This is a genomic window from Holdemania massiliensis AP2, assembly GCF_000327285.1.
GTDB lineage: Bacteria > Bacillota_I > Bacilli_A > Erysipelotrichales > Erysipelotrichaceae > Holdemania > Holdemania massiliensis.
The window spans coordinates 390,810-404,250 of the sequence record NZ_HE998568.1 but is presented as its reverse complement, the minus strand read 5'-3'; the positions used below and the strand labels follow the sequence as shown (position 1 = coordinate 404,250).

The 13,441-nt window shown below is 51.5% G+C and carries 9 protein-coding genes and 1 pseudogene; 8 read left to right on the top strand and 2 right to left on the bottom strand.

The annotated features are described in order from the left end of the window. Window positions 1–27 precede the first annotated feature (27 nt). From BN162_RS09695 to cas5, 5 genes are all read left to right on the top strand, one after another. Entirely contained in the window at window positions 28–768 is a 741-nt protein-coding gene (locus BN162_RS09695) for a hypothetical protein (RefSeq protein WP_020224892.1), read from the top strand. 23 nt (window positions 769–791) lie between these two features. Beyond that, window positions 792–3,209, top strand: coding sequence for an ATP-binding cassette domain-containing protein (locus BN162_RS09690; RefSeq protein WP_020224891.1), 2,418 nt, complete (start codon window positions 792–794; stop codon window positions 3,207–3,209). 509 nt (window positions 3,210–3,718) lie between these two features. Further along, window positions 3,719–4,186, top strand: coding sequence for a MarR family winged helix-turn-helix transcriptional regulator (locus BN162_RS09685; RefSeq protein WP_020224890.1), 468 nt, complete (start codon window positions 3,719–3,721; stop codon window positions 4,184–4,186). Window positions 4,187–4,189: 3 nt separating this feature from the next. Next, a complete protein-coding gene (locus BN162_RS09680) occupies window positions 4,190–5,557 on the top strand; it encodes an MATE family efflux transporter (protein ID WP_020224889.1) in 1,368 nt (455 codons plus the stop codon). Window positions 5,558–5,662: 105 nt separating this feature from the next. Further along, complete coding sequence (gene cas5 / locus BN162_RS19275) at window positions 5,663–5,746, top strand: CRISPR-associated protein Cas5 (protein ID WP_390620517.1); 84 nt, start codon at window positions 5,663–5,665, stop codon at window positions 5,744–5,746. Here cas5 and BN162_RS09675 read toward each other — a convergent pair. Next, window positions 5,736–8,033 (bottom strand): annotated as a pseudogene (locus BN162_RS09675) (response regulator); the annotation flags it as partial. The gene cas5 and the pseudogene BN162_RS09675 sit on opposite strands and share 11 nt — an antisense overlap. Window positions 8,034–8,317: 284 nt before the next feature. On the opposite strand from BN162_RS09675, the gene BN162_RS09670 reads away from it, so the two are divergent. The 3 genes from BN162_RS09670 (at window position 8,318) to BN162_RS09660 (ending at window position 11,458) form a co-directional block, all read left to right on the top strand. Beyond that, complete coding sequence (locus BN162_RS09670) at window positions 8,318–9,820, top strand: GntR family transcriptional regulator (protein ID WP_020224887.1); 1,503 nt, start codon at window positions 8,318–8,320, stop codon at window positions 9,818–9,820. 200 nt (window positions 9,821–10,020) lie between these two features. Next, window positions 10,021–10,779, top strand: coding sequence for a hypothetical protein (locus tag BN162_RS09665; protein ID WP_020224886.1), 759 nt, complete (start codon window positions 10,021–10,023; stop codon window positions 10,777–10,779). A gap of 52 nt (window positions 10,780–10,831) precedes the next feature. Next, a complete protein-coding gene (locus tag BN162_RS09660) occupies window positions 10,832–11,458 on the top strand; it encodes a hypothetical protein (RefSeq protein ID WP_020224885.1) in 627 nt (208 codons plus the stop codon). Between the two features lie 205 nt (window positions 11,459–11,663). Here BN162_RS09660 and BN162_RS09655 read toward each other — a convergent pair. Continuing rightward, the coding region (locus BN162_RS09655) for a vitamin B12-dependent ribonucleotide reductase (RefSeq protein WP_020224884.1) at window positions 11,664–13,441 on the bottom strand (1,778 nt) is incomplete at its 5' end.

The following is a 13,441-nucleotide window of genomic DNA, read 5'->3' as shown; positions in this document are numbered from 1 at the left end:
ACAGAACGGAGAAAGGGGATATTTATTATGGCAAACCAGGCAAAGACACAGACCAGCGATCGGTTTATCCCTACCCGGACGCTGGTTTTCGCATTAATTTCCCTGATCGGATCCGGGCTGCTGATTCAGAATCTTGATTTCCTCTATCCCCTTTTCCATCAACCGGAACCGCTGCCGCAGGCGGTTGTGGAATTGCCGCCTTTCTTAGAAGGCTGCCGATCAGATGAAGTAAACCGCATGACTGTGACGCAGTGCGAAGACCGGCTGTATCTGGATTTGCAATACCATTGCTCGAACATGGAGATGACCCGGGAACAACAATTGCTTAAGGCTCAGGGACTTTCAGAAGATACACGTTCTTATCTGGACTTTGGAATAACCGTGGAACAGTTTGATGATGGGCAGAAGCTTGAAACCGCGCTGATACAAGAATTGATGCGCTGGGCACAGTTTTATCAAAGAGCAGGCTGCTTCTATTCTTGTGTTCGGATAAATGAAACAGAAATCACGGAAGCGAATATGTTGGACTTTGTAGAAGTTTTAGATGCTCAAAGCTGGCAGGCTGACCAGCTGCTGCGGGTGGAAGATAGGATTGTCGGAACGGCGGGCAAACGGATGTTTTCTTTCAGCCGGATCAATCGGACAAAAATCAACGCCGATCCCACACAGAGTATTCCCTGGGATTTAACGGATCCGAAAGTCATCGCCAAGATTCGCCCGTTAATCGATACAGAGGTTCCGCCTTCTCTTCAGTTCAGCGCGGAATAAGCGGGAAAGGAAAGTCAAAAACAATGGATAAAATAGAAATTCTGAACGCCCGGGAAGGAAATCTGAAGGACGTTTCACTGACGCTGCCGAAAGAAAAGCTGATCGTCTTGACCGGGGTGTCCGGCTCCGGGAAATCTACATTTCTGATCGACGTGCTGTTTAATGAATGTCAGCGGCAGTATCTGGAAGCTATGGGCATGCAGGGAATACCGAAACCCAAAGTCAGGAAAGTCCGCGGCGCCAGTCCGGCGATTGTGATCACCCAAACGATGGAAAATAAAAATCCGCGCTCGACGGTCGGTACCCAAAGCAACATCTATACCGATCTGCGGATGATCTATGAGAAGCTGCACCGCCGCACCTGTCCTCAGTGTCATCGCGAGATTGAAGCGGCCGAATGTCGGGAAACGACGGAGAAAATCAACGGGGACTTTCATGTAACTATGGATTGTCCGCATTGCGGGTTCCGCATGGATAAGCTGACCCGGACTTATTTTTCATTCAATACCACGGAGGGAGCGTGTCCGGCTTGCGAAGGTTTGGGACAGATTTCGGTGATCGATTCAGCGCGGATTCTCGATGATTCGTTATCGCTTGAACAGGGCGCAGTGCGCTTTTGGGAAAAACGGTATGGCGAATATCAAAGCGAGCTTTATTATGCTGCCTGCAAAGCATTGGGAATCGAGGAACCGCATAACGTCCCGCTGTCGCAATACACCGTCCTTCAGCGCAAGCTGCTGCTGGAAGGAAAGGCTTCGCTGCGGGGGAAGCCAGATTTAAAAAAAGCAGGCAATTTTGAAGGGGTGGTTGCCAACCTGAAACGGCGCTGGGCTGAAAAAGGCGGTCAGGCTTCGGCCTTGGATGCTTATTTTAAACAAACGCCATGTCCGATCTGTCATGGCGAACGGCTCACTGAGCTAAGCCGTACCGTAACAGTCAACAAGACCCGGCTGCCGGAATTATCTGCGCTTTCACTGACGGCGCTGCAGAACTGGATAGAACAGTTGGATGCTATTTTATTCGGCAATGCGAGAATTGTGGCAGAAGCGTATCTGCGCGATATTCAGACCAAACTCAGACGGCTGATTCGTTTAGGCTTAGGATATCTGACGCTGGATCGGCAGATTGTGACGTTATCCGGCGGTGAACGGCAGCGGCTGCGCTTGGCGGCAGCGCTGGATTTGGAAATGTCGGGGTTGGTGATCATGCTGGATGAGCCGACGGCGGGCCTGCATCCGCAGGATACCGAAGGTCTGATTGATCTGCTTAAGCATCTGCGGGATCTGGGCAACACGGTGATCGTGATCGAACATGATCTGGAGATCATGGCCGCGGCCGATCTGTTAGTGGAATTCGGTCCGGGAGCGGGAATCCATGGCGGCCGGATTGTCAGCTTCGGGACCTTAAAACAGCTGCAGGCGGATCCGGCATCCCTGAGCGGCGCCTGGCTGCAGCGTCCTGATGAATTCAATCCGCATCCCAGACCGGCTCAGAATTGGATTACGATTGAAAATGCCAGTCTTTATAATTTAAAGCATCTTGATGTAAAAATACCGATCGGCTGTCTGAACGCCGTTACCGGGCCTTCCGGTTCCGGTAAATCAACGCTGATCTTTGAGGTGCTTTCAGCCGGGCGCTGTCCTCAGGCGATGATCCGCGGTTTGGAAAATTTTGATCAGATCGTCCGAATTGAACAAACTTCGATCACTCGAATGAAGCGCTCCAATACTGCGACGTACACCGGAATCTACACGCTGATGCGCCAGCTTTTTGCTCAGACCGAACAAGCCCGGGCAGCCGGACTGAGCGCGAAGGCTTTCTCTTTCAATACTCCGGGCGGCCGCTGCGAAAGGTGTCAGGGCATGGGAATTGTGGAAAGCAATTTGTTGTTTTTCGCCAATACGGAGATCGTCTGTCCGCAATGTCAGGGTCAGCGGTTCAATGAAACGGTGCTGGATGTCCGATACAACGGTATGACAATTCGGGAAGTTCTGGATCTGACGGTCGAGGAAGCGCTGGATTTTTTTGCGGATCAGCCAAAACTTCATGCTCAGCTTGCCCTGCTGGCCGAAACCGGCTTGGGTTATCTGCCGTTAGGCCAGCCGCTGACGACGTTGTCCGGCGGGGAAGCGCAGCGCTTAAAGCTGGCGGCAGAGCTGATTGAAAATCCAAGCGGTAAGAGGCAGCTCTATTTAATGGATGAACCGACGACGGGTCTGCATCCGGAAGACATTGACCGCTTTATCCGGCTGCTTTACCGGCTGCGGGAGGCAGGCCATACCCTGATTGTGGTTGAACACAATCCGCAGCTGATCCGTGCCTGCGACTGGGTGATTGATTTGGGTCCGCAGGGCGGCGATCAGGGAGGACAGCTGATGTTTGCCGGTGAGCCGCAGGTCTTAAAATCCGCCGGCGTCAGTGCCACAGCCCGTTATTTGTAGCCGGAATGGCTGGCGGCGGTCTTTTTGAGAGGTACTCATGGCTTCAATCGCGGCGTGCAATCCTAAACTGAAGCGAGCGGATTGAATCGGCTGGTGAATTGGCTTTTTCAACTTTCAACGAATAAGCGAGGATTCCCCCACCTCTGCAGGTGGAGGGAGAAATCGCCAAAAACAAGTTTAACGGCAGCGGCGGGCATCGATCCCGCATTGACATGAAGTCAAGCCGATCTGGAAACGAGATCCAAGGCAGCAATGCTGCCGTGTCATGTTGAGCGATATAGGACTCATCATGGGGATTGAAATAATCATTAGCTGGAATTCAACGGTCTTCTCAGATCGTTGTTTTTTTAATTGGTGATGGAATCAATCTCGATACAGAGAGGAAAGAATAACCAGCGCGAGGAGGAAAGAATAGGAATAAGACGGAGGATGGCTTGACTTGCGTCAGATCCGGAGTATACTTAGACATGTTCGTATACAAGTAAACTAATTGGCAAGGAGGCAGGCAGATGAATAAAATCCGTATACCTATCTTCAACGTTGAACAGATGCTGAAAGGCTATGCGCGTCTGCGCGAGGCTTACAGCCGCTACTGCGCGCGTTCTGTAGCGGGCGAGGTCTTCTCACCCAATGAGATGAATGTTCTGATCTTTTTGTTCAACAATCCGTCGATCAATACTGCGAAGGAGCTGACCGTGACGCTGTCGGTTTCCAAAGGACTGGTCTGCCGCAGCGTTGACGCTCTGACCCGGCGGGGCTATCTGACCAGTGAGGAAGATGTCCACGATCATCGAATTCTGCACTTGAAGCTGACGCCCAAAGCCGCGCCGGTGATCGGCCAGATGCGTCTGAGCATGGATCAGTTTTCCCATACCCTGACACGCAATATCACGGAGGAAGACCTGGCTGTTTACAGTCGGGTTCAGCATCAGATTTATGCGAATATCGAAGCGATGACGAATCAGAAAGGGGATTAAACGATGCTTCAATCCAAGGAAACAAATTTAGGAGAGGATCGGGTAGGCCGGCTGTTTTTCGCGCTGGCGGTACCGGCGATTACCTCTCAGGTTGTCAATGCACTCTACAACATGGTCGACCGCATGTATATCGGCCACATTCCTGGCAATGGGGCAGCTGCGCTGACCGGTGTCGGCGTGGCTTTTCCGCTGATCATGATCATTTCGGCTTTTGCCGCGCTTGTCAGCATGGGCGGCGCGCCGCGGGCTTCCATCATGATGGGCAAAGGGGATACCGAACAGGCCAATAAAATTTTAGGCAACTGCTTTACAGCGCTGGTGATCACATCCGTGGTGCTGACCGCTGTGACGATGCTGTTCTGCGAGCCGTTATTGATGTTGTTCGGAGCCAGTGCCAATACAATTGTCTATGCCAAAGCCTATATGATGATCTATGCGGCCGGAACGATTTTCGTTCAGCTGACATTGGGGATGAACGCGTTTATTTCGGCGCAGGGGTTCTCCCGCATCAGTATGCTCACTGTGATTATCGGCGCGATTACCAATATCGTTCTGGATCCGATTTTGATCTTCGGCTTCAATATGGGCGTGCGCGGAGCGGCGTTGGCGACGGTGCTGTCGCAGGCTGTTTCCACAGTTTGGGTACTGCTGTTTTTAAGCGGTAAAAAAAGTCAGCTGCGGCTGCATCCGAAATATTTCAATATCAATACCAAGATCCTATTCCCGGCTCTGGCGCTTGGCGTAGCGCCGTTTATCATGCAGTCCACCGAAAGTCTGCTGGTCTTATGCTTTAATTCTTCTCTGCTTAAATACGGCGGCGATCTGGCGGTCGGAGCGATGACGATCCTGTCCAGCGTAATGCAGTTTTCGATGCTTCCGCTGCAGGGACTGACGCAGGGAGCGCAGCCGATCATCAGCTTTAATTACGGTGCGGGAAAGATTGACCGGGTAAAGCAGGCCTTCCGCCTGCTGTTAGTCTGCTGCCTGGTTTATTCAACGACGATGTGGCTGCTGTGCATGGTGGCCCCGCAGATGTTCGCGGCGATCTTTACCAGCGATCCAGCCCTGACGCAGATCACGGTATGGGCGCTAAGAATTTATATTGCCGCGGTGTTCCTGATGGGGGCGCAGCTGGCTTGCCAACAGACCTTCATCGCTTTGGGCAATGCCAAAATTTCCACGTTCCTAGCCTTGCTGCGCAAAATTATTCTGTTGATTCCGCTGATTTACATTCTGCCGAATTTCTTCGAAAATCAGGTATTTGCGGTCTTTGTGGCGGAACCGATCGCGGATACAATTTCCGTACTGACCACGGTGATTTTGTTCTTCCGCTTCTTCCGTCAGGTAGAAAAGCAGCAGGTGCATGCTTAGGATTTAATGTCAGACAGACCGGAATCTCCGGGGCCGCAGGCTGAATTCTGAATTAGCTAAATATTAAAAAACGAAGCTTGAAGTCCTGTTAGGCTAACCGCAGGATTGAGCTTCGTTTTATTTGTTAAAAAGTCTGTTCACTTGCCTCACCTTTCAACTGCTGCAGGATCTCTTTGCGCAGCGCTTTGATATTCAGCGGTTTGGCCAGATGCCCATTCATGCCGGCTTCTTTGGCCAAGGCGATATCTTCAGCAAAGGCGTCGGCAGTCAGCGCCAGTATCGGGATTTGCTGGGCATCCCGGCGCGGCAGACGACGAATCTGACGGGCAGCCTCATAACCATTGAGGATCGGCATCTGAACGTCCATCAAAATCAGGTCATACCAATGATAGGGGGCGTGTTCCATTTTCCAGATGCCCTCCTGACCATTTTCAGCCGTTTCCACACAGGCGCCTTCCTGTTCTAAAAGCTCAACGGCGATTTCACGGTTTAACGCGTTGTCCTCGACTAACAGAAACCGTCTTCCCGCAAAGCTTTCCGCAGGCTGATCGGGATGAGGATGAACGTCAGTTTTCCCCATGACATAGGTTTGCAGCGCCCGGCAAAGCGTCGAAGCAAACAACGGCTTGGAAATAAAGCCGTCAATTCCGGCTTTTCGGGCTTCCAGTTCAATATCGCCCCAATCATAGGCCGAAACAATCAGAATCGGGACAGTGCCGGAAATCTGGCGGCGGAGCTGCCGGGCTGTTTCCGGACCATCCATGTCCGGCATTTTCCAATCGAGAAAGACGGAGTCAAACCGCTTGTTCTGCGCCTTGATCAGCGCTGCCTGCCGCAGGGCTTCCTCTCCGCTGGCTGCCAGAGTTACCTGCACGCCCAGCTGCTGCAGGGCTGTTGTCATCGTTTCGCTCATGATGACATCGTCATCGACAACCAGCACATGCAGGTTGGGGAAATGGGTTGTCAGTTCGTCTGGTTTCTGCTGGATGCGCAGCGGCAGGGTGACAGTAAAGGTGCTTCCCTGTCCAACCTGACTTTCCACTTCAATTTTTCCATTCATCAGATCGACGAGCCGGTGCGTGATCGCCATGCCTAATCCGCTGCCTTCGGTTTTGTCAACCCGGCTGTCCATCTGACGGGAAAACGGCTCGAAAAGCTGGCTTAGAAACTCCGTATGAATACCGATACCGCTGTCCTGCACGATAAACCGGAACTCAGCATATCCGCCGCTCATTTCTGCCTGTTCTTCAAGCGTAAATGTGATCGAGCCTTCCGGAGGCGTAAATTTGGAGGCGTTGGATAAAATGTTGATCAGAATCTGACGCAGCCGCAGCGGATCCGACCACAGCTGTTCATGCCGCACATGCCGCAGATGAATGGCAAATTTCTGATGCTTGGCTTTGAGCATCGGCTGCATGATCGCGACGATATTTTCCAGTGTTTCCGGCAGCGTGAGCGGCTCATTGTTCAGCGTCATCCGGCCGCTTTCAATGCGGCTCATATCGAGGACGTCGTTGATCAGTCCCAGTAAATGTTCACTGGACAGCGCGATTTTGCGCAGACAGCTGCGCAGCTTGTCAGGATCGTCCAGATGCAGAAGCGCCAGATCCGTCATCCCCATAATGGCGTTCATCGGCGTGCGGATATCATGCGACATGCTGGAAAGAAAATCAGATTTGGCGCGGCTGGCTTGGTTGGCGGTTTTCAGCGCCGCTTTCAGTTCCACGGCCTGATGTTCCAGCTTGGTCTGCATCTGCCGCAGTTCTGTTTCATTGGTGACATCCAGGTAGATGACCAGATAGACCGGCAGGCCGTCTTTTACGCCGATCTGTTCAGCGTTAATCTGCAGCCAAGCATCGGCGCCGCTCTGCCCCCGCATTTGGGCTGTAAAATGAACCGGCAGACCGTTGCTGAGTCGTTCACGGTTAGCCTCCAGCTGCTCGGCGCTGCGGGCAACATTTTCTACAAACAGCGGATAATCCTCGTTCTTCCAGCTGTCTTCACCAAAAAAATCAAGAAACTTCCGATTCGCGTCCAGAAGCTTCAGCTGCAGATCGGGGCCAATCTGATATTTGGCAACAAAACCCGGCAAATTATCATACGTAACGGATTGTTCCATCCGCATCTGCATCACTTCGTCGATGTTGTTCATAACGGTATAGGCGACCTGAACACCGCCGATCTGTTCATCGACAAAGGTGGCGGCCAGCTGAACCCAAATATAGCTGCCGTCCTTGCGGCGCATCCGGGTGACCGTGGTATAGCCGGGCTGGCCAGCTGAGATTGCTTTGATGACAATCTGCTGGATCGCATGCCAATCCTCCAGGTTCTGTGCATAATACAGATCCGGGCGGTTGTGATACAGCGCTTCATATTCCGCCTGCGGGTAACCGATCAGATCATAATAAAAATCATTGGCCCAGATCAATGTGAAATGCTCGTCCAGAAGATGCTTGCTGACGCTGACGTGAAGCATGTTCATCAAAAGCGTATAATCCTGATTCTGACGCGGTACAGCCTGCGGATTGATGGCGTTCATGGCAATTTCCTCCCTGATATCCAGCTGAAGACAAATCTGAAAATTCTGATGAGTCAACAGAACAGAGGGGCAATTGACAGTTTGTCTTTATCTATTAGGCTATCAGATTATCTGACTTTATTGTACCTCTGCGGAGCTAGGTTGGCAAGGGTCATTTCCATCCGATTCTGCTCATGATATAATATAAAATAAAGAAAAAAACAGCGGAGGAGGCACATAAAATGCAGTCGGCAACGACATTGTACGATTATCTTTATCAATCGATCTTAACGCAGATCCGCTGCGGAGCTCTGCGCCGCGGGGATCAGCTGCCTTCCCAAACGGAACTGTGCCGTCAGTATAATGTCGGCATAACCACCGTTCGCCGGGTTTACCGTATGCTTCAGGCGGAGGGCATCGTTTCTTCCGGCGCCCGGACGAAAGCGGTAATTCAATGTGATCTGCCGCAGGAAAAAAGCGCCGGGCTGGCGGTAATGCGCAAAGCCATCATTTTAGATATGTTCTGCAGTCTGGCTCCGTTGTATCCCGGACTTCAGGCCTGGGGAGCAATGCAGATGAAAGATCTGAACCCGCTGCGTGAGCTTTTGGAACAATTTGCGAAATCCGAGGAACAGCGCGGGCAGCTGCATGCCTATTCCCAACTGTTGGATTCGCTGTTCCTCCCGATGCACAACCAGGTGTTGATGGATTGGGCTCAGGAGGTCAGTCATTCCACTTATATTCCGCTGTATGCTACGCTGCAGCTGGATGCCCGCTATGCCCTGCCTTTTGAACAGTTTCAAGCTCTGATTCAAGAGCTGTTCAAAGCGATGGAAGCCGGACGGCGTTCGCAATGTGAGGATCTTCTGCGGCAGATTTATTATAAAGGCTGGACCCGGGCGGAGAAAATTCTGAATGCTTTGACCGAGGATTGTGCGGAAGTGAAAGCTCCTGCTGAATATACCTGGGCTGCGCTGAACAGCCGTACGCCGAAATATACGGCGGTTGCCCGGTCTTTGTCAAATCGCATCCGCAGTCAGGAGTTTGCTTTTCAGCCCTACATTCCCTCTATTCCGCAGTTGATGCAGGAATATGACGCGTCCCTGGCGACGATCCGCAGCGCGGTTGCGCTGCTTAATGACATCGGACTGATACAAACAGCGCCGAAGAAAGGTTCGGTCATTCTGCGCAGGCCAGTCCCGGCTAAGACGATGAAACTGGAGATCGCGTTGGTCAGGGAGAACATCATCTATTTTCTGGATGCCCTGCAGCTGCTGGCGCTGTGCTGGTCTCCGCTGGCTAAAACGGTTTATCCATTTCTGTCCAAAGCTGAATGTGAACAGTATGCGCAGCGTTTAGCGGTTTTGGGACTGACCTCGGATTCCTTGTTAAGCGAACTGCTTTGGCAGCTGGGAGAAAAGGCTGTCTATCCTGGGCAGCGAAGTCTTCTGGAACAGCTGAAAAATCTTCTGATCTGGGGATATTATCTCAAACATCTGCCGCTGGATGCAGATTATCCGGACTTAACGCAGCCGGAGCGGATTGCGGCGATTTTGAATCAGCTTGTTCAGGCTCTGAATATGCAGCGAACAGATCTATTTATTGAACTGTTGCAGGCGCTGTTCTTTCAGGCCTATGCGCTGGCCCGTTCCCTGGTTTTGTACTATGGAGGTCAGGAAAGCGAACTGCCTGCCGCTTTTCCCACGGGGGCTGCGGTTGATCTGAACTGTCATAGAGAAGCGTGAATTAAAATGGAAAAGCACTGTTTTAAACTTTATCTTATGAAGCGGTTAAAAAAAGCTGCAGCGATGAAAAGCGGAAGTCCAATCTCAGTCAGATTTTGTCGGAATTCATTTTAGCCTATGATATACTTTACGTACCAAGACTTGAAAAAAATCATCAGGCCTGCGTCCTGATAAGCCAAGCAAAGAAAGGAAATTGGAAGATGAAGAAAAGAATAGGATTCGGATTCACCGCGTTGGTTTGCTTACTCCTCAGCGGCTGCGCAAAACAGGAATCGGCCCAGGAAATCATGGCTCGGGTAGAAGCTCAGTCTGCCCAAAATGAGGCTGTTCAGACCCTTGAACTGGATGGCAAAATGAGTATGGAGGCTCAAGGCATGACCTTGGATTTTCCGCTGTCCGGTGTAATTCAGACCCAGCCGTTAAGCACCGTAGGAGAACCTGCGATTTATTTTGAAATGGGGACAACCTTTTTGGGACAGGCTATGACGTTCAGCTTCTTTGTTCAGGATCAGACATTTTATTCCGATATCATGGGAGAAAGAAGCATTGAACCGTTTGTTTCGTCCGATTCAGAAAACAACGAAACCCAGTCCATCGCATCGATGTTTCAAAAATTCTCAGTGGAGAAAACAAGTGAGGGTTACCGGCTGAGCTATCAGGCCGATAATTTTGCGGAGCTTCAGGGAATGCTGGAAAGTTTGATCGAGGAAACGGGGAATGAAGAAACGCTGAACAACCTTCGGGATCAATGGAAGGATATCGATGACTCGGTCGCTTTGGAGGCCTGTACGCTGAATTATGATATCAGCAAAGAGTATCAGATGACCCGCGGTGAACTGAATCTGGCTATTTCTACGCTGGAAGAGGAAATACCAACGCGGATCAGCTTTACTTTGACGCTGATGATCAGTACAGACAAGCCGATGACGCAGCCGGATCTTTCCGGATGGCAGCTGTAAGCCGCTGATTTCAGGCTTTGGGGTCATACTGGATTTAAAAGGAGGGATCAGTGTGCGGAAAAAAATCGAAATCGGCATGATGATCTTTGTTATTTTGTACGGCGCCGGCTTTTGGACGTGGAAAAGCTTCCGTCATCAGCCCTATTCCTTTGCGCCGGTCAGCATGACCACAGAAGCGCTGAAAGATGAAGTCCACATGGATATCACGCTGATTAACGAACTGTTCCGCGATCAGCTCAGCCGTGAGATTTCACCTGCGCAGGCAGAAGTGCAGTTTCACGGCGAATGTTATACGATCAACTATGCTCCCAGTTTTACCGCGGATCCCCAGCCGATCGGTCTTCGCTATTACGGACAGGCAGATTCTCCGGACGGCCGTTCCCTTCGTCTGGAATTGGTTGTCAGCGAAAAAGATCTGAGCGCGGTGATGCCGCTGCAGGAAAATCGAGTGTGGCTGGGGGAAGAACGGCAGCTTGGATGGCTGGGCACAACCGCGGCGATCATGGAATATCACAATGTCGGTGATTCGCTGGAAGGTCAGTTCATGTTTAAGCATAACGATTTATTCTACTTGGGAGAACTGGTTTACGGCGAGCCGGGACTGACAGGTGAAATTCTTACCGATCAGCCAGTCTGGGAAAGCGTGATGAATCAGCTGTTTCCGTTTTTAAACGATTAACGGTTGTCACTCTGATATGTAACGCAGATCCATTAGGCTGCTGCCAGGCAGCCTGCACTTAATGCGAAGCCGGGAAAAGCCAAGCTGTAAAGAAGCCGGAGAAAATAAACATGAAAAAGGATTGTCATTCGCAAAGCCGAAGGCAATCCTTTTCAATACAGATCCAAGAAGAGAAGTCATTTCAGACAGAAAATCCGGCGTCAGTTTACAGCCCGCATTTCAGCTGAGCGTTGCAGTTGGTGCAGGTATTGCACCCGCCGATTTCTTCTACGATGCCTTCCAGACAGATCGGACAGATATCGCCGACTTCTACGCCGATGTTGCGGTCCTGTCGGTCGGCGCGCAGGTCGGTCTTCTTTTCCGCTTCCTGCGTTTTTTTGACCGGAACCCCGAAATCGCGTTCGATATCCATCTGATCCCAGCTGTTTTCTTCTTCATTGCTTAAGGTCAGCACTTGGGAATCACGGGAACCATCGACATAAACAGTACCGCCTTTAGCGCCGCCGGCATACAGCCGCTCATAAATTCCCTGCACCTGGCGCACAGAGAACCCGCGCGGAGCATTGACAGTCTTGGAAATGGAAGAATCAATCCAGCGCTGAATTGCACACTGCGTATCCGCATGTTCTTCCGGCGTCAGTTCCATGGCGCTGACAAAGAATTCCGGCAGTGTGTCGCGGGTATAGCCGGGGTTCAGTGCCAGCCACTGATCGACGATGGCGGCGTTGACTTCAATAAATTTGCCCAGCCGTCCGGAGCGGAAGTAAGAGAAGCTGAAATACGGTTCCAGTCCGGTCGAAACCCCAACCATCGTCCCAGTCGAGCCGGTCGGAGCAATCGTCAGCAGATGGGAATTGCGGATTCCGTATTTCAGGATATCCTGCCGAAGATCTTCATCCATCTGTTTCATATAACCGGTATTGATGAACGCCTCACCGCTGGTAAAAAACGGAAAGCTGCCTTTTTCTTTCGCCAGTTCAACCGAGGTCTGATAGGCCGCGCGGGCGATACAGTGGAATACCTGATCAATGGTTTCCAGCGCTGCGGCGGAGCCGTAACGCTTGCGGTTCCAAATCAGCATGTCATGCAGACCCATCACGCCCAAACCCACGCGCCGTTCGCCCAGCGCCTGATCCTCATTGGCTTTGAGAAAATACGGTGTGCTGTCGATGACATTGTCCTGCATTCTGACTGTCAGAGAAACGGTTTGAGCCAGCTCCTCGAACAGGATGCGTCCGGTCTTTTTATCAACGAAGTTGGCCAGGTTGACCGCCGCTAGGTTACAGACAGAATAGGGAGCCAACGGCTGCTCTCCGCAAGGGTTGGTCGCGACGACTTTCTGCCCATAAGCTTTGGCATTGGTCATTTTGTTGGCGTTGTCAATGAAGAAAATTCCCGGTTCCGCCGAATAGGTGGCGCAGAAGCAGATCAGATCCCACAAATCGCGGGCGCGGATCGTGCGGTAGGTTTTGATCGGATAACCCAGCGCTTCCCACTCGCGCACATCTCCGATCTTATGCCAATGCGTGTCGTAGGCTTCCTTCTGCTGCGGCGTATAATTGGCAATGTCTGGGAAACGCAGATCGAAAGTTCCGTCTGTTTCGACCGCGTGCATAAATTCATCGGTCAAAGTGACGGAAATGTTGGCGCCGCTTAAGAATTCCGGATTGACAACTTCCAGCCGTCCTCCTTCCAGCAAGGTCTGCTGGGCATAATCCAGCACTTCGGCCGGGGTATTTTTATTGTCGATCAGAGTTTCCAGCATCTGCCGTTCCAGCCGCGTCAGCGGAATAAATTTCAGTTTCCGCTGCGCCAGTTCCCGAACCTGCTCGTCTTTGTTGTTCTCACTCAGCCATTTTAAAACGCGCGGATTCTGCATTTTGGAGATGATGAATTCTATGATATCCGGATGCCAGTCAGCCAGCATAATCATCTGAGCTCCGCGCCGGGAACCGCCCTGTTCAACCAGGTTGGTCGGGTTGG